Genomic DNA, 22,220 nt, shown 5'->3' with positions numbered 1-22,220 from the left:
TTTTTATTCATAGCAAAAGCCACATAAACAATATTTATGTGGCTTTTGCTATTTTATTACGTACAAAATATATATGACATGTTTGAATTTTTATACTCAGCTAGTCCTAAATCTAGATAAAACCAAGCTTTCAGTTACAGAAAATTATAAAATTTTCTATAACATAAAAAAAGCTATAGAAATAAATTCCTATAGCTTAACTTTCATATAAAATTATCTTCTATTGTTTTGTTGCTTTCTTGCTCTTCTACAATCAGGACATCTTACTGGTTCATTTTCGAATCCTTTTTCTTTGTAGAATTCTTGTTCTCCAACTGTGAATATGAATTCTGATCCACAATCTTTACATACTATTTTCTTATCTTCCATTTCAATTCCTCCAAATTAAAGACTTAGTTAACTAATACTTTCTCAATGGAGAAATGTTAATGTAATTAAATCTTTATTATATTTTTTTGTTCTTTGTGAACTATTTTAGTATATCATCTATTAATATTAAATGCAAGTTATTAATAAATAATTTTTTTCATTTTTTCAATATTTAATTTTATTAATTTATATTACTTAAATTTTATTCTCCAATTAATGATAAATTTTCAAAAGAATTTGTAATAATATGTCTACTATCGCCAATTTTAATATACTTTACAGATATAAGATCTCCCTTATTTGTCAATGCTACATCTCTAGAAGTTTCGGTTGAAACTGAAAAAATATTATCTATTCCCTTTAACTTTACGTCATAAATACTTGTTCCTTCTTTAACTATGACTCCAATTCTTTCAACCTCTCCTTTTATAGTCTCTTCCTTATTTTCACCTTCCAATGAAATATTAGTATTAGTTAATAATTCTAAATACTTATTAAGTGTAGATTGAAGACTATCTCCAACAGCAACTGTATTATAATTCTTAACATTAACCATGGCATACTGTTTAACTAATCCATTAGAATCTTTTAAAGTCATAAAATAAGTTGGTTCATTTTGGATATTTATTAAATATGGAAATGTAGCTAAATATCCATATTGTTGTACTTTTCCTTGTGCTGATTGCATGCTTGCTTCTTCTGTTGCACCTGCTGTTTCATATAAAGTTGTTTTACCACTTCTTGTATCTGTTAATGTAAAACCTACTAAACTCTCATCACTCCCTACAGAAGTTACACCAGTATAATAATAACAAACATCATTATTATATATTATATTCATACCATTAGTTGTTTTAAGTTTATCTTTATCACTAAAGTTTAAAACACCATGTACTAGTTCACCCCATTTATCTATATATCTTCTTATATAATCTTGTGGCTGTATCCTATCTACCCATTCAGGTAAATTATTAGTATTATAAATTTTAGTTTCTCCTGTTTGTGCATCCATTACCAATGCACCTATAGCTTTTGATTCTAACATTCCAATAGCATTGTCATACCTTGTTACTACCCAATATGGTCTTCCTGTATCATCTAATTCAAAACTGAAATCTGTATGTCCAGCTTTCATATCTCTAAAAAATGTTGCTCTTTTTAAATTAGAAAATAAATATGATGAATTTAAATACTTAAGCTTAATATCTTTGCCATTAAGTTTTGTTACTAACTGAACATCATTTTGATTTGTAGCACTAACTTTTATGTATCCTAATGTACCCTCTCTATTTGTAAACCACTTAAATAATGATGAATGTTCTAATGGTGCTACATAATATAATTGTCCATTTACATTTTGTAAATCTAATTCTCCTACATATACTTGACTACCAAGACTTGCAATTTCCCCTAACTTTTTATCAGCAAGTTTTCCTGCTAATTCTTTATCTATTATTGGTAACTGATTTAAATCAATATATTCTATTTGACTTGAAAATTCAACTTTTTCTACATCTCCAATTAAATTTCTATGTGCATTGTAACTTATTATTGGACTAAATATTAATATTAAGATAATATATGCTAATGCAGCTATTCCTCCAGTTATAATAATTTTTTTATTTTTTACTAAAATACCATATACAACACTAGTTAATACAAATATACTAACTATTAACATTGAGTTTAAACTTAAATCAAAAATTAAATTACTTGTTAATAATAATAAAACTCCTATAAATAAATAAATTGCTAATAGTAATTTTAAAAATTTTACAATATTATTTTTATTTCCCATTTTAACCCTCCACTGTGACTATTTATTTGTAACTATTTATTATGGTTGATATTATATCATAATAAGTTTTTCATTACCATATTTATATAAAAAAGATAAAGTATTATAATGAAAATACCTTATCTTTATTTACTTTAAATAAATATACTATTATTTTTTATCTACTTCTTCATATTCAACATCAATTACTTTTCCATTAAAATCATCTTCATCTGTTTGATATGTAATATTTTGATTATCTTCTGGAATATTTATATGTTCTTTTTCTTTCTTTTTTTTCTGTATAAATGATACTATTTTTATTAACAAATAAGCTATTACTCCAACTAATAAAATATATGGAAGAAGACTTAAAAACAAAGTTACTATTAGAGCTAATATACATGCTCCCCCAATAAAATATAGTATACTTTTTAGATTTCCCCTCATAATATACTCCTTTGCAAATTTTAATTTCTTTGTTTTATATTATACCTTAAATTTAAAACCAGCGCAATAAGTAATATTAAATATTTCATTAAATGGTTATTAAAAACTTATTGCGTTTTGTTTTAATTTTAAATTCACTTACCCAAGTTGTTTTCTCCATTTTCCATTATTTATACTTCCATGTTTTTTATTAGATAATTTTTAAAGCTAATATACTACTTTTCAATTAACATTTATAAAGAAATTGCTAAGTGACTGTGGAGCATCGATTTTTTTAGCCATGCACCCTTTCCAAACGTAGTACAGGAATAATTGTGCGACATAAAAAACTAGCACTAACTTAAGTTAATGCTAGCTAAAACTTTTCTTTTCTTAAAACTAATTTTATTTTCTTAAAAATTTATCTATTCTAATTGCTGCACTTATACCTTCATTAATAGCTGTAACTACTAATGATTGCCCTCTTCTTGCATCACCAGCAACGAAAATTTTAGGAATATTAGTTTTAAAATTACCAAACTCAGCTTTTATATTGTCTCTTTCATCAAATTCAACTCCAAAGGCATCTTTAATATAACTTTGTGACCCTGTAAACCCCATAGCAATTAATACAAGTTCAGCTTTCCAATTTTTCTTTGAATTCTCTACATAAGTTAATGAATTTCTACCTTGAGCATCTTTTTCCCACTTAACATTTACAGTATCAATACTTTCAATATTGCCTTCACTATCTTTATGCAATTCAATAACTGTTGTTAGATATTCTCTAGGATCCTTTCCGTATATAGCTTTAAACTCGTCTTGACCATAATCAATTTTTAGAGTTTTAGGCCATTCTGGCCAAGGATTATCTTCTTTTCTTTCAGCACTTGGTTTTTCCATTATTTCAAATTGAACTAATGATTTACATCCATGTCTAAGAGATGTTGCAACACAATCTGTCCCAGTATCTCCTCCTCCAATTACAATTACATTTTTATCTTTTGCTGAAATATAATTTTCATCTTGGAGATTTGAATCTAAAAGACTTTTTGTATTTGCTTTTAAAAAGTCTACTGCAAAATAAATTCCTTTTGCATTTTCCCTACCTTCTGCTTTAAGATCTCTTGGTTGTGATGCTCCAGTAGCCAATACTACTGCATCATATTCATCTATTATTTCTCTAGCATTGTAATTTTCTCCAACATTTGCATTAGTTATAAATTTAACTCCTTCTTCAGCCATTAAACTAACTCTTCTCAAAATAACATTCTTATCAAGCTTCATATTAGGAATTCCATACATTAATAATCCACCAATTCTATCACTTCTCTCATATACCGTCACTTTATGCCCGCATTTATTTAATATATCCGCTGCCGCAAGTCCTGCTGGTCCAGAACCAATTATAGCAACTTTTTTTCCTGTTCTTTTTAATGGTGGATTAGCAATTACATTTCCATTTTCAAATGCAGTATCAATAATTGCTCTTTCATTTTCCTTTATAGTAACTGATGGTCCATTTAATCCTATCGTACATCCTGCTTCACAAGGTGCTGGACACACTCTTCCTGTAAATTCAGGAAATGGATTAGTTTTTCTTAATCTTTCATAAGCTAAATCCCATTTTCCTCTATATATTAAATCATTCCATTCTGGTATTAAATTATGAAGTGGACATCCTGATACCATTCCTGAAAACAATACTCCCGATTGACAAAATGGAACTCCACAATCCATACATCTTGCACCTTGGATACATTGGTTTTCTAAAGGAAGTCTATTATGGAATTCATCATAATCTGTTAATCTTTCTTTTGGATCTCTGTTTTCTCCTACTTCTCTATTATATTCTAAAAATCCAGTTGGTTTTCCCATATCTTATTCCTCCTATCTTCCTTTAACTTCTTCAAATGTTTTCATTAATGCTTCTTCTTCATCACATCCAAGATTTTTATATTTTTCAACTATTTCCAATACTTTTTTATAATCTCTAGGAATTATTTTTATAAAGTTATATTTTTCTACTTCAAAATTAGATACTATTCTGTTTCCTTTAGACGATCCTGTAGCTTTAACATGTTCTTCTATTAAATTCTTTAATTCTTCTTCATCATCTAAATCTAATTCCTCTAAAAGAACCATCTCATCATTTATATTTATTTTAAAGTTCTTATCTTCTTTATAAAGATAAGCAATTCCGCCACTCATACCTGCTGCAAAATTTATTCCTATTTTACCTAAAACAACAACTTTACCACCTGTCATATACTCACATCCATGTGCTCCAACACCTTCAACTACTGCTGTAGCCCCTGAGTTTCTTACACAGAATCTTTCACCAGCAATACCATTTATAAATACTTTTCCTAAAGTTGCACCATATAAAGCTACATTACCAATTAAAATATTTTCTTCCGCAATAAATGTTGATTTCTTTGGAGGATAAACTATAAGTTTACCACCTGATATACCCTTTCCAAAATAGTCATTAGCATCGCCTTCAACTTCAAGTGTCAAACCTTTAGGTATAAATGACCCAAAACTTTGACCTGCTGCACCATTACATTTAATAACTATAGAATCTTCTTTTAATCCTTTTGATCCATGTTCCTTTGTTATTTCAGAACCAAGCATAGTTCCTAAAGTTCTATTAATATTAGTTACATCCAGTTCAAATTTTACATTTTCACCATTTCTTATTGCATCTTGGCATTTACCAATAAGTACTTCCTTATCTATTACTTCATCTAATTTATGATCATATTTTCTTCTTTCATCAAACTTAACCACTTTACCTTTAAATTTATCTGGTGTATATAATATAGAACTTAAATCAATATTTTTTGCTTTCCAGCCATGAATATTTTCTTTTTGTTTAAGCCTATCTACTCTTCCTACCATTTCATCTAATTTTCTAAAACCAAGACTTGCCATTATTTCTCTTAATTCTTGTGCTATAAAATACATAAAATTAACTACATATTCTGGTTTTCCTTTAAATCTTTTTCTTAATTCTTCATTTTGAGTTGCAATTCCAACTGGACAAGTATCTAAATTACATACTCTCATCATGACACATCCAAGTGATACTAATGGTGCAGTTGCAAATCCAAATTCCTCAGCACCAAGAAGTGCTGCAATTGCTACATCTCTTCCCGTCATAAGCTTACCATCAACTTCAACCTTAACTCTATCTCTTAATTCATTTATTAATAAAGTTTGGTGTGCTTCTGCTAATCCAAGTTCCCATGGAAGCCCTGCATTTTTAATTGAATTTTTAGGTGATGCACCTGTACCTCCATCATAACCTGATATAAGTATTACATCAGCTCCACCTTTTGCAACACCAGCTGCAACAGTACCAACACCACATTCTGATACTAACTTTACAGACACTGCTGCATTTGTATTAACATTTTTTAAATCATAAATTAATTGTGCTAAATCTTCTATTGAATAAATATCATGATGTGGTGGTGGTGATATAAGTCCAACTCCAGTAGTTGAATGTCTTGTTTTTGCAATCCATGGATAAACCTTAGTAGCTGGTAATTGTCCTCCTTCACCTGGTTTTGCTCCTTGCGCAAGCTTTATTTGTAATTCATCAGCATTTACTAAATATTCAGATGTTACTCCAAATCTACCAGATGCAACTTGTTTTATTGATGATCTTCTTGAATCACCATTTTCATCTCTATTCCATCTTTCTCTATCTTCTCCACCTTCACCGGTATTAGATTTACCGCCAATTCTATTCATAGCAATAGCTAATGCTTCATGTGCCTCTTTTGAAATTGATCCATATGACATAGCTCCTGTTTTAAATCTTTTAACTATTTCAGAAACTGGTTCAACTTCATCTAATGAAATACTTTTAGAATTATAATTAAATTCTAATAATCCTCTTAAAGTTATTTCAGATTCTTGATTATCAATTAAAGAAGAATATTCTTTAAATAAATTATAATCTCCTATTTTAGTTGCCTCTTGTAACTTGTGAATAGTTAATGGATTATATAAATGTTCTTCTTTTTCCTCTCCTGATCTAAGCTTTTCATATCCTGGAGAATCTAACTCAAAATCAGAAGCATAAGTTTTATCTCTAAATGCATTTTCATGATTTATTTCAGCTTCTCTTTGAATTTCTTTTAAGCCAATGCCTCCAATTCTACTTACAGTATTAGTAAAATATTTATCTATTACTTCTTTACCTATACCTATAGCTTCAAAAATCTGTGCTCCTTGATAAGATTGAATTGTTGAAATTCCCATTTTAGAAAGTATCTTGATTATACCTTTAAGAATAGCCTTATTGTAATTATAAACAGCCTTTTCATATTCAACTTCAAGCATTCCTTCTTCAATAAGATTTCTTATAGATTCATATGACATATATGGATTTATAGCTGATGCTCCAAATCCTATTAATGTAGCAAAATGATGTACTTCTCTTGGTTCTCCCGTTTCTAGTATTAATCCTACAGATGTTCTAGTTCCCTTTTTAACTAAATATTGATGCAATGATGATACTGCAAGTAATGATGGTATTGGAATCTTAGTTGAACATACACTTCTATCTGACAATATTAGAATAGTATATCCTTTTTCATATGCTTCTTGTGCTTTGTCAAACATTTCATCTAATGCATCTTCTAGGGATTCGCCTTTATCAAATACAATATCTATAACTTTTGATTTTAAATTTCCTTCATTAAGTGCCTTTATTTTTGATAATTCTTCATTATTTATTATCGGTGAATCAAGCTTTATAAGCTCACAATTTGTTGGCTTATCTTCTAAAATATTGCCTTCTGGGCCTATATAAACATTAGAAGCTGTAACTATTTCCTCTCTAATTGCATCTATAGGTGGATTTGTTACCTGTGCAAATAATTGTTTGAAATAATTAAATAATGGTTGTGCTTGCTTTGATAATACTGATATCGGAGTATCAACTCCCATTGCTGAAAGTGGTTCTGAAGCATTTTTAGCCATTGGAAGGATTGTTGTTTTCACTTCCTCATAAGTATAACCAAAAGCTTTCTCTAATTTTTTTATAGTTTCTTTGTCATATTCTATTTTTAATGATTTGCTAACTTTCATCTTATCTAAAGTTAATAATTTTTCTTCAAGCCATTCTCCATAAGGATGCTCTATAGCATAAGTATGTTTTAATTTCTCATCATCAATAATTTCTTTTTTCACTGTATCTACAATTAACATTCTACCAGGTCTTAATCTGTCTTTCTTTTCTATAATTTCTGGTGAAATATCTAATGCTCCAACTTCTGAAGATAAAATTAGCCTTCTATCTTTAGTTATATAGTATCTAGATGGTCTTAATCCATTTCTATCTAAAACTGCTCCAACTTTTTCCCCATCAGTAAATACTATTGATGCTGGACCATCCCATGGTTCCATCAATGTAGCATTATACTCATAAAATGCTCTTTTTTCCTCACTCATAGTTTTACTTTTTTGCCATGGTTCAGGAATTGCCATCATAACAGCTCTTGTTAAATCCATACCATTCATATATAAAAATTCTAAATTATTATCTAAAATTGCTGAATCAGATCCTTCTTTATTTATAATTGGTAATACTCTATTTAAATCTTTTCCAAGTACTCTTGATTTTACATTAGTTTCTCTTGAGTAAACTTTATTCACATTTCCTCTTAATGTGTTTATCTCTCCATTATGAATCATAAATCTATTTGGATGTGCTCTTTCCCAGCTTGGAAATGTGTTAGTACTAAATCTCGAATGTACTAATGCAAGAAATGTTTTAACTCTTTCATCATTTAAATCTTTATAAAATTCTCTTAATTGAGTTGATAATAACATTCCCTTATATACAATAGTCTTAGATGAAAAAGAAGCTATGTAAAAAGTTTCATTAAGAAATTTACTTATCCAAGTTGCTCTTTTTTCTAAATTTCTTCTAATTATATAAAGTTCTCTCTCAAATGCTATTCCTTTTTTTATCCACTTTGGTCTTTTTACAAAAGCCTGCATAATTACTGGCATTGCTTCTAAAGATGCTTTACCTAATATTGAAGGATTTACCGGAACTTCTCTCCAAGCAAACAATTCTATACCTTCCTCTTTAATAATCTCTTCTAAAAGGTTAATTGCTTCTTTTCTTGCCTTTTTCTCCTGTGGTAAAAATACCATAGCAACTGCATAGTCACCTTCACTACCAAGAGTTATTCCTTTTAATTTTAATTCTTCTTTGAAAAATTTATGAGGTATGTTAAATAATACTCCTGCCCCATCTCCAGTATTTTCATCCGAACCAGTTCCGCCTCTGTGTTTTAAATTTTCTAAAATAGTTAAACAATCTGATAAAATTTCATGAGATTTTTCACCATCAATATTTACAATAGTACCAATACCACATGCATCATGTTCAAAACTTTGTCTATATAAACCTTGTAAATTAGAATCAAAATTTTCCACTTAAATTCCTCCTTTTAAAAATATATCCATTTGTAGCAAAATAACGAGTAAATATATCTCTTTTTTAGACATAATTACTCGTAAATTTTATCTACACGGTCATTGTGATTCACTTAAAATTAAATTAGCAATTTCTCCTAATTTCCTTCCAGAATCCATACTTAATTTTTGCATATATCTAAAAGCTTCATTTTCTGTAATACCTGAATCTAACATCAATTTACCTTTAGCTTTTTCAATAAGTTTTCTTTCTTCTAAAGTATGCTCTAACTCTTCAACCTTTTCTTTTAATTTTTTAATTCTTCTTTTACTTTGAAATATTAAATCAATTGCATTTGTCAAAAGCACATTTGATATTTTAGTTCCAATACAATATATATCTGTATCTTCTTCTATAAATGATTTATATGGTTCATTCACAATGGCTAAAAAGCTAGTAGTGTCTACTAATGTTTCATAAACATCTAATAAACTCATATCTTTAAATTTATGTCCTACTAAAACTAGATCTGGAGAATTTTTTATTACTAATCTAATTAATTCATTACCTGAATTACATAATGCTATAACATTATACCCTTCTTGCATTAATAGATTCTTTAATTTTGTGGCTGTTTCTGTATTGCTTAAAGCTATAACTATTTTTTCTGTTTTTGCCATTGCAATTCCCACCTTAAAATAAGAATGATTTATATTAGTATTTACTTAAATAATTTTCTAATTCCCAATTATGAACTTTTGTTCTATAATCATCCCACTCAGCAGCTTTTGCTTTAATATAATTATTAAATGTATGCTCTCCTAATGCTTTTTTAGCTAACTCACTTTCTTTCATGAAATTAACAGCTTCATATAAATTATCTGGTAAATTATCTATATTATTATTCTTTCTTTCTTTATCTGTCATATCAAAAATATTCGCTTCAACTTCAGCTGGTACTTCTAAGTTATTTTTTATTCCGTCTAATCCTGCTTGTAAAAGACAAGCTAATACTAAATATGGATTAGAACTTGGATCTGGGCATCTTAATTCCACTCTAGTTCCTGCTCCTCTAGATGCTGGTACCCTTATTAATGCTGTTCTATTCTTACAAGACCAAGCTAAATAAACTGGTGCTTCATAACCTGGTACTAATCTCTTATAAGAATTAACTAATGGATTTGTAACAGCAGCTAATCCCTTAACATTTTTTAATAATCCAGCTATAAATTGATATGCTATTTTACTTAAGCCTTTAGGATCATTTTCATCAACAAATACATTTTTTCCATCTTTAAATAATGACATATTGACATGCATACCTGAACCATTTATTCCAAAAATTGGTTTAGGCATAAAAGATGCATATAATCCATGTCTTTGAGCTATAGATTTAACAACTAATTTAAATGTCATAATATTATCTGCTGTTGTTAATGCATCTCCATACTTAAAGTCAATTTCATTTTGTCCTTCTGCAACTTCATGGTGAGAAGCTTCTATTTCAAATCCCATATCTTCTAAAGCTAAAGTTATATCTCTTCTAGCATTTTCACCCAAATCTGTAGGTGCTAAATCAAAGTATCCTGCTTTATCTTGTGTCTTAGTTGTAGGATTTCCATTTTCATCAGTCTCAAATAAAAAGAATTCACACTCTGGTCCAACATTCATTTCATATCCAAGTTCTTTTGCTTCTGCTATAGCTCTTTTTAATATATATCTTGGATCTCCTTCAAATGGTTTACCATCTGGCATATAAACATCACATATTAATCTAGCAACTTTTCCTTGTTGAGGTCTCCATGGAAAAATAACAAAACTATCTAAATTTGGTCTTAAACTCATATCTGATTCTTCAATGCTTACAAAACCATCAATTGATGAACCATCAAACATACATTCATTATTTAATGCCTTTTCTAATTGCTTGTCTGTTATTGCTACATTTTTTAATGCTCCAAACATGTCAGTGAATTGAAGTCTTATAAATTTAACCCCATTTTCTTTTACTAAGTTTATAATATCCTCTTTTGTATACTTTGCCATAATATATCCCCCTTTTTATTAAAAAAAGGCGTACAATGAACCTTTATAATTGTCCATTGAACGCCTTTGCTCAATCATTTTTTCTTATTATATATTATATAAAAAACTAATTCAACTACTTTTTAATAAAATATTATTATTTTTTTATTTTACAAAGTGATTTATTATTTAAAATCAAATATATTTACAATATAGTCTGATTAACTTCTATTATTTTAATAAAATGTTAATCACAAATTTATATATAATTTTTACCACACATATTTTTTTATTACTTATTCTTATATTTAAGTTTATAGTTTATCATATATAAAATTGTTGAATATTAAATAATAAGTTGTTACAATGTTATTATATGTAAATTTATATATTTTACATATAATAACACTACATTTTTAGGGGGCTATAAAAATGAATACTATTATAACAAAATTTGGTGGAAGTTCTTTAGCAGATGCTAATCAATTTAAAAAAGTAAAACATATAATTGATTTAAATAAATCAAGAAAATATGTAATACCTTCAGCACCTGGCAAAAGAAATTCTAAAGATTCTAAAATAACAGATTTACTATATCTTTGTCACGCTCATGTTGATGCTGGTATTTCTTTAGATGATGTTTTTAGTCATATTCAAAAAAGATATATTGGTATAGTTAAAGATTTAGAATTAGACTTTGATATAGAATACCACTTAAATACAGTAAAGAAAAATATCGAAAGTGGTGCTTCTAAGGATTATACAGCAAGTAGAGGGGAATACTTGAATGCATTAATTCTAAGCAACTATTTAGGTTATGAATTTGTTGATGCAAAAGATGTTATTGTTTTTAATAATAGCGGAACTTTAGATTGTAAAAAAACTCTTGACTTATTAAAACAAAAACTTTCACCAACTAATGGTGCTGTAATTCCTGGTTTTTATGGTGCTGATGAAAAAGGAGATATAGTAACTTTTTCTCGTGGTGGATCTGATGTTACTGGAGCATTAGTAGCAGCAGGTTTAAATGCTGATCTTTATGAAAACTGGACTGATGTTTCAGGTTTCTTAATGACTGATCCTAGAATAATTGATAATCCAAAACCTATAAGTACAATTACTTATACTGAACTTAGGGAGCTTTCTTATATGGGTGCTTCTGTACTACATGAAGATGCTATTTTCCCTGTAAGAGAATTAGGTATCCCTATTAATATAAAAAACACAAATAGACCTGAAGATAAAGGAACATTTATTGTAGAAGATTCATTTAGTGATGATACTCAAATTATAACTGGTATTGCAGGCAAAAAAGATTTTACTGTAATTTCTATTTCAAAAGCTCTTATGAATTCTGAATTAGGATTTTGTAGAAAATTATTATCTATCCTTGAAAATAATAATGTTTCATTTGAAAATATGCCTTCAGGAATAGATACTGTATGTCTTGTTATTTCAGATTCACAATTAAAAAACAAAAAAGAACGTATTTTAGATGAGATTAAAAGAACTTGTAATCCTGACTCAATAGTTGTTCATCCAAATATGGCATTAGTTGCTACAGTAGGTAAAGGAATGGCTAAACAAAAAGGAGTTGCTGCAAAAATATTTCATGCCTTATCAGAGGCTGATGTTAATATTAGAATGATTGATCAAGGCTCAAGTGAAATTAACATATTAATCGGAATAGAAAATGATAATTTTGAAAAGGCTATAGCTGCAATTTATCATGCTTTTAATTAATAAATATTTTATAGATAAGACTATGTTTTAAAACATAGTCTTATCTTATTTTTCAAACAAAAAAACTCGGCTTTAAGTAAGTGTTGATTAGTATAATATCAACACTATTTTAAAATATAGCCAAATAAAAAAATCGTCAAGGCGACTGTGGAACCATCTATTTTTTTACGCATCTAGATTTTCGAACATATGTGAAAAAAATCTGGCAGGCGAATATATTTTCTTTTTATCCTTTAGTGGTACTTATAATACCTTTAAATCAAGATATTCTAAAAGTTATCCACAGATTTTAAAATATATAATTTTCTAAAGAATAAAAAAATGTTGGAATTTTACTTCCAACATTTTTTTATAATAGATATTTCTTATATTGCTTTCATATTTCTAGCAGCAACTATATCTACACCAGTTCCTAATACATCTTTTACAATAACATCTCCTATTTTAACTGGAGCTTGTACTTCTACTTCTTTTAAAACTTCCATACATTTAAAGTTAAGTCCTTTTGGAATAGATCCATTAGTTTTAACTGGAATAACTGGAAGTGATCCACCTTTTACTTTAACAGTTGAAGTTATTACTCTAACTGGGTTAGTAACTTCATTTATTCCATATTCTGCTCCTCTTTTACAAGTGTTTCCTGTTACTGTTTTATTTTCAGCATCTACTTTTAAATGACAACCCATTGGGCAGCTTATACAAATTAATTCTTTTATCATCTTATTCACCATCCTCTAATGATATTGTAATATCACCTTTAACTTTTTCTAATAAAGGTTTGCTTAAAATAACTTTTTCCATTTCTGATGGTGCTAAGTGAGTTCTCTTAAACTTAGCAATTTCTTCACCATTACATCTTACAACTAAAGCTTTATTATGATAAATATTATTAACTCTCATAAATATTGTTAATTTATCATCTACAGCTTCTACATCAAGCTTTTGAGGTACTGTATAATTAATGTTTTGTCCATTGATTATATTAACATAGCTACCTTTTTTAAGTTCTTTTTTAATATATTTAGCTGCAGATTTTCCAGCATGTTTTGACTCTTGAGTTACAAAGTCAACTAAGTCATGAACATGAACTACATTACCACAAGCAAATACTCCATCCATTGATGTTTCCATGCTTTCTGTTACTACTAATCCATTTGTTCTATTATCTTTTTGTATACCTGCATTTGTTGATAATTCATTTTCAGGTATAAGTCCAACTGATAATAATAATGTATCAACTTCAAATTCTTTTTCTGTTCCCTTAATTGGTTTTCTATCTGGACCAACTTCAGCAATAACAACTTTTTCTAATCTTTCTTGACCTACTATATCAATAATAGTATGTGATAAGAATAGTGGAATATCATAGTCATTTAAACATTGAACAATATTTCTGTTTAGTCCATTAGAGTATGGGCATAATTCTACAACAGCCTTTACCTTTGCACCTTCAAGTGTCATTCTTCTAGCCATTATAAGTCCGATATCTCCAGATCCAAGTATTAATACTTCTTTACCCGGCATATATCCTTCCATATTTATATATCTTTGAGCTGCACCTGCAGTGAATACACCCGCTGGTCTGTCTCCTGGAGTATTTATAGCTCCTCTAGTTCTTTCTCTACATCCCATTGCAAGTATTACTGCTTCTGTTTTTAAAGTCATGTAACCTTCTTCTGAATTAATTGCATGTACAGTTTTATCTGAATCTATATTTAATACCATTGTATCTAATTTAACTTCTACATTTGTATCTTTTAGCATATCAATAAATCTGCTTGCATATTCAGGACCTGTTAATTCTTCTTTAAAAGTATGAAGCCCAAATCCATTATGTATGCATTGATTTAGGATTCCTCCCATTTCTTTATCTCTTTCTAGAATTAGTATTTTTTTGACTCCTTCATTATATGCTTCATATGCTGCTGCAAGTCCTGCTGGACCTCCACCAATTACTATTAATTCATAACTCATAATTAAAGCCTCCTACTTAGTTTTTCCTGTTAAAATGTATGAACCGTCTTTTTCTTGCACTACTTCTTCTAGTTTAACTCCAGATTCTCTTGATATTATTTCTTGAACTCTAGGTCCACAGAATCCACCTTGACATCTACCCATTCCTGGTCTACATCTTCTCTTAATACCATCTAGAGAAAGAGTTCCAAATGATCTCTTTATAGCATCAACGATTTCACCTTCAGTAATGCTTTCACATCTACAAATCATTCTTCCATATTGAGGGTTCTTCTTTATTAATTTAGCTTTTTCTTCAGCTGGTAATTCCATGAAATGAACTTGTTCTCTCTTAGCAACAAAATTATCTTTTTTAGCTAATTCAAGTCCTGCATTTCCTAAAATTTCAACTACAGCTTCTGCTACAGCTGGTGCAGAAGATAATCCTGGTGATTTCATTCCAGCAGCATCTACAAATCCTTTAACTTCATCATTTTCTTCAACTATAAAGTCACCAGTACTTGGAGTAGCTCTAAGTCCTGCAAAGTTTCTGATACTTTCTCTAAAATTAATCTTAGTAGTAGTATGAAGAGAAGCTTCTCTTATAGCATCTAGTCCTTCTCCTATTGTTCCTAAATCTTCTTTATCATCTATATCAATAGCATCAGGTCCGATAATAAGATTTCCATGTACTGTTGGACTAACTAAGATACCTTTACCCATTTTTGAAGGACAAGGGAATATTGTATGAGATACTACAGTACCTTGAGATTTATCCATTACATAGTATTCTCCACTTCTAGGAGTAATACTAAATGTTTCTTTGCATATTAAATTATGAATTTTATCTGCGTAAAGACCAGCAGCATTAACTATATATTTAGCTTGAATTTTTTCTCCATCAGCTGTTTCAATTGTAAATATATTATTATCTTTCTTTATTGAAACCACTTCTTTTTTAAGCTTAATTTCTCCACCATTAGTTACACCATTTTCACACAATGCAATCGTATACTCAAATGGTCCTACAATTCCACCAGTTGGTGCATATAGAGCTCCATGAACTTCATCTGTAAGATTTGGTTCCATCTCTAATAATTCTTTTTTATCTATAACTCTTAGTCCTTTAACACCTATTTTAGTTCCATTTTCACAAAGACCTTTTACAGTTTCCATTTCTTCTTCTGAATGAGCTACAACTAATGAACCATTTCTTTTAAAAGGAACTGATAATTCTTTACAAAGGTCTTCAAACATTTCATTTCCTTTTACATTGTACTTTGCCATTAAAGTACCTTCTTTTGGATCAAATCCAGCATGTACTATTGCTGAGTTAGCTTTTGAAGTACCCATTGATACATCCTTTTCTTTTTCTAAAACAGCCACTTTTAAGTTATATTTAGTTAATTCTCTAAATATAGAAGCTCCAATGACACCAGCTCCAATTATTGCTACATCATACATATTTTATCCTCCTTTTATATAACAAAAGAGCCAAACACAAATACACGTTATACATAACCTGTTTTTGCGCTTGACTCTAATTCTCTAAGCACTTTTAATTTATATTTACATTATAACACAAATGTTCAGGTTTGTCTACTCTTCTATCCAACCTTTTACTCTTGAAACTGCATTTTTCCATCCTTTATATAGTTTTTCTCTCTTAGCACTATCAAAAGTTGGAGCATAGCTTTGGCTAACAGCCCATTTAGTTGCAATTTCTTCTTTTGATCCCCAGAATTTAACTGCAAGACCTGCTAAATAAGCAGCTCCTAAAGCTGTAGTTTCAGTTATTATTGGTCTAAGAACTTGTGTATTAGAAATATCAGCTTGGAATTGCATTAATAGATCATTTCTACTAGCTCCTCCATCAACTCTAAGTGATGCTAATTTACATCCAGCATCTTCTGCCATAGCTGTTAATAAGTCATTAGTTTGGTAAGCTATTGCTTCAAGAGCTGCTCTGATTATATGATTTCTATTAGCTCCTCTAGTTAATCCAAAGATAGCTCCTCTAGCATACATATCCCAGTATGGTGCACCTAGTCCAACGAATGCTGGAACAACATAAACTCCACCATTGTCTGGTACTTTCTTAGCGAAGTATTCTGAATCTGCTGCATCATGGATGAATTGAAGTTCATCTCTAACCCATTGAATTACAGCTCCACCAACGAATACTGAACCTTCTAAAGCATATTCAACTTTATTATCAATACCAACAGCGATTGTAGTTACTAGTCCATTTTTGCTAAGAACCATATCTTCTCCTGTATTCATAAGTAAGAAACATCCAGTTCCATAAGTGTTTTTAGCACTACCTTTTTCGAAACAAGTTTGTCCAAATAAAGCACATTGTTGGTCTCCAGCCATACCAGCTATTGGAACTCTAACGCCCCCAACACCGCCAAGGTTTGCATATCCATAAACTTCAGAAGAATTTTTAACTTCAGGTAACATTGATGTTGGAATTCCTAATCTATTGATTATCTTTTCATCCCATTTTAATTCTTTTATGTTATAAAGAAGAGTTCTTGAAGCATTAGTGTAGTCGGTTACATGAACCTTACCATTTGTTAATTTCCAAACTAACCATGTATCAACTGTACCAAATAATAAATCTCCTTTTTCTGCTTTTTCTCTTGCACCTTCAACATTATCTAAAATCCATTTGATTTTAGTTCCTGAGAAATAAGCATCTAATAATAATCCAGTGTTTTCTTTTACATATTCAACAAATTCTGCATCTTTCTTATATTCTTCTACTATTGGGGCTGTTCTTCTACATTGCCATACTATAGCATTGTAAACTGGTTCTCCAGTGTTCTTATCCCATACTATTGTAGTTTCTCTTTGATTTGTTATACCTATTGCTGCGATTTCATCAGCACTTATGTTTGTTTTTGCTAATACTTCTTGAAGCACTCCATATTGGCTTGACCATATTTCTAACGGATTATGTTCAACCCATCCTTCTTTAGGATAAATTTGAGTAAATTCTTTTTGACTTACCCCTACAATATTTTGCTCCTTGTCAAATACAATTGCTCTTGAACTTGTAGTTCCTTGATCTAATGCTACGATGTAATTACCCATTTAATTCACCAATCCTCTCAAAATAATTATATAAAATAAAGCCGCACAAAACACACCTATGTTTTATGCAGCTATTACTCTAATACACTTAAGCCTACATATTCCAAATTTCTTTTTTAGTTGTGGAAACGCAAGTTGCTCCTGAACTCAATGCTAACATTACATCTTCTTTATCAGCAATCAAACCTCCTGCAATAACAGGTTTATTCGATTCATCTGAAATAATTTTTATTACCTTTGGAATAAGTCCAGGTAATATTTCTAGCGCATCACAATCTAACACTAAATGATTTTTTGCATTATTTAAAGCGATTGTATCAAATATAAATACTCTTTGTATTGCTACTAGTCCATAACTTTTAGCAGTTTTAACTACCTGAGGTTTTGTACTTATAATTCCATTAAATTTAGTTTCTTGTTTTATAAACCTTATTACAACTTCTTTGTTTGTAAAACCTTCAACTAAATCAATATGTATTATGCCTACCTTTCCTCTAGAAACTATCGACTCACTAATTTCCTTAATATTCATTACATCTCCAAATAATACAAATATAATTTCAGCTGAGGAGTCTAATGCTAAATCTAATTGTTCTTTATTTTTTACTGCGGCTATGATAGGATTTTGTTCTAGTAAATTTCTAATACTCATTGTCCACCCTCTATTAAACGTTTTCTTTTGATGTTTTTATTATTACATATTTGTATAAAGTTGTCAACATCGTTATTTATTTAACACTCATATTATTTATATTAAATTAAAAAATTCATTTTTAATTTAAGCATTATTTTATACTCCTTCTATTATATTATAATTATTTTTAATAATATTAGTGTTATTTTTAAATACTTTTTATTTTTTATGTATTTTAATTTTATTTTTAATAATTTTGTTTTTATTAGAATTGTTATAAAAAAAAAATAATTGTATAGAAAAGGATCAGTAATTTCCTATGAAATTACTGATCTTTTTTATTCTAGTTTTTAAAATCTTCTATTCTAATTATATTGTCTATATTATTTACACTGATAAGGCTTGAAATTTCATTGCATGAGTCATATATTTGTTTTTGACTAGTTGTATGAGTAACTAAAACTATTGTAACGTTCCCTTCTTCATTTTGATCTCCTTTTTGGATAACTGAACGTAAGCTTACATTATTTCTTCCAAGTATAGCAGTTATTTCGCCTAGTACTCCCGGTTCATCTAATACAGATGCTCTTATATAAAATCTACTTTCAACTTCTTTTATATCAGCTATTTCTCTATCCCATAGATTATTTTTTACTACTGAGTTATTGTTTTCTAAATCTATATTGCTTCTTAATATTGCAATAACATCACTTACCACTGCACTTCCAGTCGGTAAATCCCCAGCACCTCTTCCATAGAACATTAAATCACCAACAGCATTTCCTTTTACAAATACAGCATTAAATGAATCATATACATTTGCAAGCGGATGCTTTTTAGGAATCATTGTAGGGTGGACTCTTAACTCTAATTTTTCATTGTTTTCTTTAACAATTGCAAGTAGCTTTATTACCATTTTGAATTCTTTAGCATAGTCCATATCTATCGGTTTAATATTTGTAATTCCTTCTCTATACACATTATCTATATCTATTTTAGTTCCAAATGCCAAAGATGATAATATTGCTAGTTTATATTGAGCATCATATCCTTCAATATCTGATGTTGGATCAGCTTCAGCATATCCCATATCCTGAGCCTCTTTTAGTGCTTCATCAAATCCTAAACCTTCAGATTCCATTTTAGTTAATATATAATTTGTTGTTCCATTTACAATCCCGTATAATTCTTTAATTTTATTAGCAGTTAAACTCTCATCTATACCATTTATTATTGGTATTCCACCTGCAACACTAGCTTCATATTTAAACATTAATCCTTTGCTATCTGCCTTTTCAAAAAGTTCATCTCCATTTGTTGCAAGTAACATTTTATTTGCAGTAACTATATGTTTACCTTTATCCATACATTGAAGCATATATTCTCTAGCTGGTTCTATTCCTCCCATAATTTCAAGAACTATTTTAATAGAATCATCATTTAATATTTCATTAAACTCTGTAGTTATAAGTTCTTCTGGAACGTCTATACCCCTAGATTTATTTTTGTCTCTTACAAGGATTTTGGCTATTTCTACTTCATAGCCAGATCTTTTCATTATCTCTTCTTTATTAGAATTTAAAATCATACAAACACCACGACCAACATTCCCCAATCCTAGTAGTGCTATTCTAACTTTTTTCATTTTGGATTCCCCCTCTTTATGCATAAATCTTATATTACTTCATTATAATGTCTATATATATTTTTTTCCATATTATTTATAACTTTTTATTAAATAATATTATTTGTATATTTCAAATAAATATAACTACATATAAATAATATGTGTTTTTTAATTAATTATAAAAATGGACTATTTCAAAAAAACATATTTGTGTATTTGAAATAGTCTTCTATTTATTATATTTTAATTAAATGTTAATATTTATTTTCAGACAATCTCTTAAATTAATGTTCGCATCCATCATGGTTACATGTATGATTAGGAGAAAATTCTACTAACTCTAATTTTTTTAATGCTTCTAAATTTTCTTTAATGCTTCCTTGTGCAGACTTATATACTTTAATCCCCATTGAATTTAATTTAGTTATGGCCCCTTGACCTATTCCCCCAACAACTACAGCATCAACTATCTCTCCAGATAAAGCTTTTATTGGTTGACATTTACCATGTTCATGTCCTAAATCTCCATTGTTTAAAACTTTAATCTCTTCAGTTTCTGTATCACATACTATAAATAATGGTGCTGTTCCAAAATGTCCATATGGTATACTATTAACACCTTCATTTGATTTTACTGGAAAACATACTTTCATTTCTAAATCCTCCTTAAAATTTCCTTTATGAGAGCACTTTTTATGTTTACAACTATATATGCATTTACGTTCACTATTTTCTGTATTTTGTATATCGGTTTCTAGAGTAATATTAGAAAAATCATTACTAATTAACTTTTTTATAAACATATCAATTTGATTTAAAATTTCTTCATTTAAATCATAAATAATATGATAGCCTATTTTATATCCTATTACTAAATCAGCCTCTTTTAAAATTTTTATATGTTGAGATACTGCAGCTTCTGTAATATTTAAATGCTTCGATATTCCTTTTGCACACATACTCTTTTTTGATATTAATAACAATGTTTTCACTCTAGTTTCATCTGAAAGAGCTTTAAATACATTTATAGTTTTATTCATAATAACCCTCACCTATTTAATTAAGTAATTACTTAATTAAATTTTAATACTTTATTTTGATTTTTTCAAGTTTTATTATTTATTATCTTTTAAGCATGAATTAATATTTTAGTATAATGACAAAATACCAGTGAAATTTCCTTTTAGAATTCTTAAGTAATAGTCAAAATTTTATAAAAGTTTTTCTAAAGATTTTATTATTTGTATCTTTCCTCTTTCTAATTTTATATATCCTCTTTTTTCTATACTTTTTAATTTTCTACTAACGACTTCTCTTGCTGAATCAATTTCAAAAGCTAATTCGCTATGAGTTGTATATATTATTTTACTCTTTTTACTTATTAATAATTTAATTAACCTTGTTTCTAACGCTTCATGGACTCTTTCTTCTTTATTAGATACAATAAGATTAAATTTTTTGTACAAATCCCTATACATATATGACAAAAATTCATTATTATTTAAAAAATATTTTTTCATAATTTCTAATGGAATTATACATACTAATGAATCTTGAATAGCTTCTCCTATTATATTTAAAGATTCAAATTTTAGTAAACAACTTAATGCTTCGTGGCATAATTCTCCTTCTTTTATATTATAAAGGTTAGTTTCTTCTCCTTCTTTATTAATTTTTTGAATTTTTATTGTTCCTTTTATTACAAATAAAATTCCTGAACATTCTTCTTTTGCAGATGATATATATTCATCTGCATATAAAACTTTTAGGATTCCATGTTCCATTATAATATTATTATTTTCTTGATTTATTTTATTTAATATCGGATAAATATTAAATAATTCTTCTATATATTCCATTTTATTTTCTAATATATCATTTTTATATTTCATTTATTTTCCTCCAAACATATTTCAGATTACTCTCTAGTAATTAAAATTTCAAACTTATTCTTTTATTATAATATAATCACAACATAATAAAGATAGATAAAAAGATATAGAAATTATATAAATAAAAATTTCTACATTATAAAAAAACAGTAGGTAATTTTGTTTTACACTAAATTATCTACTGCATTTTATATAAGTAACTATTCTAATCATATATTTTACTATAC

The 22,220-nt window shown here is 28.4% G+C and carries 16 protein-coding genes; 1 reads left to right on the top strand and 15 read right to left on the bottom strand.

The window, feature by feature from the left end; genetic code table 11:
• Positions 1-213: 213 nt before the first annotated feature.
• From ACYUET_RS11105 to glnA, 7 genes are all read right to left on the bottom strand, one after another.
• Positions 214-369, bottom strand: a complete 156-nt coding sequence (locus ACYUET_RS11105) for a zinc-ribbon domain-containing protein (protein ID WP_460279617.1) — start codon at positions 367-369, stop codon at positions 214-216.
• A 202-nt stretch (positions 370-571) separates the two neighbouring features.
• Positions 572-2,167 (bottom strand): cell shape-determining protein, encoded by a 1,596-nt coding sequence (locus ACYUET_RS11100; RefSeq protein WP_460279615.1) that lies wholly within the window; start codon positions 2,165-2,167, stop codon positions 572-574.
• Between the two features lie 150 nt (positions 2,168-2,317).
• Positions 2,318-2,596: a hypothetical protein gene (locus ACYUET_RS11095; RefSeq protein ID WP_460279613.1), complete on the bottom strand. Its 279-nt coding sequence runs from the start codon at positions 2,594-2,596 to the stop codon at positions 2,318-2,320.
• 384 nt (positions 2,597-2,980) lie between these two features.
• Positions 2,981-4,453 (bottom strand): glutamate synthase subunit beta, encoded by a 1,473-nt coding sequence (locus ACYUET_RS11090; protein WP_460279611.1) that lies wholly within the window; start codon positions 4,451-4,453, stop codon positions 2,981-2,983.
• Positions 4,454-4,465: 12 nt separating this feature from the next.
• Entirely contained in the window at positions 4,466-9,040 is a 4,575-nt protein-coding gene (gene gltB, locus ACYUET_RS11085; protein WP_460279609.1) for a glutamate synthase large subunit, read from the bottom strand.
• A gap of 99 nt (positions 9,041-9,139) precedes the next feature.
• A complete protein-coding gene (locus ACYUET_RS11080) occupies positions 9,140-9,700 on the bottom strand; it encodes an ANTAR domain-containing response regulator (protein ID WP_460279607.1) in 561 nt (186 codons plus the stop codon).
• A gap of 34 nt (positions 9,701-9,734) precedes the next feature.
• The gene (gene glnA, locus ACYUET_RS11075; protein WP_460279606.1) at positions 9,735-11,066 is read right to left on the bottom strand and encodes a type I glutamate--ammonia ligase; all 1,332 of its coding nucleotides are present in this window, start codon (positions 11,064-11,066) and stop codon (positions 9,735-9,737) included.
• 411 nt (positions 11,067-11,477) lie between these two features.
• Here glnA and ACYUET_RS11070 point away from each other — a divergent pair, with 411 nt between their 5' ends.
• Positions 11,478-12,788: an aspartate kinase gene (locus tag ACYUET_RS11070; RefSeq protein WP_460279604.1), complete on the top strand. Its 1,311-nt coding sequence runs from the start codon at positions 11,478-11,480 to the stop codon at positions 12,786-12,788.
• Positions 12,789-13,153: 365 nt separating this feature from the next.
• On the opposite strand, the gene ACYUET_RS11065 is transcribed toward ACYUET_RS11070, so the two are convergent.
• The 8 genes from ACYUET_RS11065 to ACYUET_RS11030 all read right to left on the bottom strand — a co-directional run bounded on the left by ACYUET_RS11065 (position 13,154) and on the right by ACYUET_RS11030 (position 21,993).
• Positions 13,154-13,507, bottom strand: a complete 354-nt coding sequence (locus tag ACYUET_RS11065) for a DUF1667 domain-containing protein (RefSeq protein ID WP_460279602.1) — start codon at positions 13,505-13,507, stop codon at positions 13,154-13,156.
• Between the two features lies 1 nt (position 13,508).
• The gene (locus ACYUET_RS11060; protein ID WP_460279600.1) at positions 13,509-14,762 is read right to left on the bottom strand and encodes an NAD(P)/FAD-dependent oxidoreductase; all 1,254 of its coding nucleotides are present in this window, start codon (positions 14,760-14,762) and stop codon (positions 13,509-13,511) included.
• A 12-nt stretch (positions 14,763-14,774) separates the two neighbouring features.
• A complete protein-coding gene (locus tag ACYUET_RS11055) occupies positions 14,775-16,205 on the bottom strand; it encodes an FAD-dependent oxidoreductase (RefSeq protein WP_460279598.1) in 1,431 nt (476 codons plus the stop codon).
• A 135-nt stretch (positions 16,206-16,340) separates the two neighbouring features.
• The gene (gene glpK, locus ACYUET_RS11050; RefSeq protein WP_460279597.1) at positions 16,341-17,840 is read right to left on the bottom strand and encodes a glycerol kinase GlpK; all 1,500 of its coding nucleotides are present in this window, start codon (positions 17,838-17,840) and stop codon (positions 16,341-16,343) included.
• 94 nt (positions 17,841-17,934) lie between these two features.
• Complete coding sequence (locus ACYUET_RS11045; RefSeq protein WP_460279595.1) at positions 17,935-18,492, bottom strand: glycerol-3-phosphate responsive antiterminator; 558 nt, start codon at positions 18,490-18,492, stop codon at positions 17,935-17,937.
• Between the two features lie 325 nt (positions 18,493-18,817).
• The gene (locus ACYUET_RS11040) at positions 18,818-20,119 is read right to left on the bottom strand and encodes a homoserine dehydrogenase (protein ID WP_460279594.1); all 1,302 of its coding nucleotides are present in this window, start codon (positions 20,117-20,119) and stop codon (positions 18,818-18,820) included.
• A gap of 266 nt (positions 20,120-20,385) precedes the next feature.
• Entirely contained in the window at positions 20,386-21,141 is a 756-nt protein-coding gene (locus ACYUET_RS11035; protein ID WP_460279592.1) for a metalloregulator ArsR/SmtB family transcription factor, read from the bottom strand.
• 171 nt (positions 21,142-21,312) lie between these two features.
• Positions 21,313-21,993: a Crp/Fnr family transcriptional regulator gene (locus tag ACYUET_RS11030; protein ID WP_460279590.1), complete on the bottom strand. Its 681-nt coding sequence runs from the start codon at positions 21,991-21,993 to the stop codon at positions 21,313-21,315.
• Positions 21,994-22,220: the final 227 nt, after the last annotated feature.

This window comes from Clostridium sp. CTA-5, assembly GCF_054768135.1.
The sequence above is the reverse complement of the archived record's forward strand: the minus strand, read 5'-3'. Positions and strand labels throughout refer to the sequence as shown.

What these genes read in the sequence shown, in the direction of transcription:
- ACYUET_RS11105 (WP_460279617.1), bottom strand. Translation starts at nt 369, where the DNA reads ATGGAAGATAAGAAAATAGTATGTAAAGATTGTGGATCAGAATTCATA.
- ACYUET_RS11100 (WP_460279615.1), bottom strand. Translation starts at nt 2,167, where the DNA reads ATGGGAAATAAAAATAATATTGTAAAATTTTTAAAATTACTATTAGCA.
- ACYUET_RS11095 (WP_460279613.1), bottom strand. Translation starts at nt 2,596, where the DNA reads ATGAGGGGAAATCTAAAAAGTATACTATATTTTATTGGGGGAGCATGT.
- ACYUET_RS11090 (WP_460279611.1), bottom strand. Translation starts at nt 4,453, where the DNA reads ATGGGAAAACCAACTGGATTTTTAGAATATAATAGAGAAGTAGGAGAA.
- ACYUET_RS11080 (WP_460279607.1), bottom strand. Translation starts at nt 9,700, where the DNA reads ATGGCAAAAACAGAAAAAATAGTTATAGCTTTAAGCAATACAGAAACA.
- glnA (WP_460279606.1), bottom strand. Translation starts at nt 11,066, where the DNA reads ATGGCAAAGTATACAAAAGAGGATATTATAAACTTAGTAAAAGAAAAT.
- ACYUET_RS11070 (WP_460279604.1), top strand. Translation starts at nt 11,478, where the DNA reads ATGAATACTATTATAACAAAATTTGGTGGAAGTTCTTTAGCAGATGCT.
- ACYUET_RS11065 (WP_460279602.1), bottom strand. Translation starts at nt 13,507, where the DNA reads ATGATAAAAGAATTAATTTGTATAAGCTGCCCAATGGGTTGTCATTTA.
- ACYUET_RS11060 (WP_460279600.1), bottom strand. Translation starts at nt 14,762, where the DNA reads ATGAGTTATGAATTAATAGTAATTGGTGGAGGTCCAGCAGGACTTGCA.
- ACYUET_RS11055 (WP_460279598.1), bottom strand. Translation starts at nt 16,205, where the DNA reads ATGTATGATGTAGCAATAATTGGAGCTGGTGTCATTGGAGCTTCTATA.
- glpK (WP_460279597.1), bottom strand. Translation starts at nt 17,840, where the DNA reads ATGGGTAATTACATCGTAGCATTAGATCAAGGAACTACAAGTTCAAGA.
- ACYUET_RS11045 (WP_460279595.1), bottom strand. Translation starts at nt 18,492, where the DNA reads ATGAGTATTAGAAATTTACTAGAACAAAATCCTATCATAGCCGCAGTA.
- ACYUET_RS11040 (WP_460279594.1), bottom strand. Translation starts at nt 20,119, where the DNA reads ATGAAAAAAGTTAGAATAGCACTACTAGGATTGGGGAATGTTGGTCGT.
- ACYUET_RS11035 (WP_460279592.1), bottom strand. Translation starts at nt 21,141, where the DNA reads ATGAATAAAACTATAAATGTATTTAAAGCTCTTTCAGATGAAACTAGA.
- ACYUET_RS11030 (WP_460279590.1), bottom strand. Translation starts at nt 21,993, where the DNA reads ATGAAATATAAAAATGATATATTAGAAAATAAAATGGAATATATAGAA.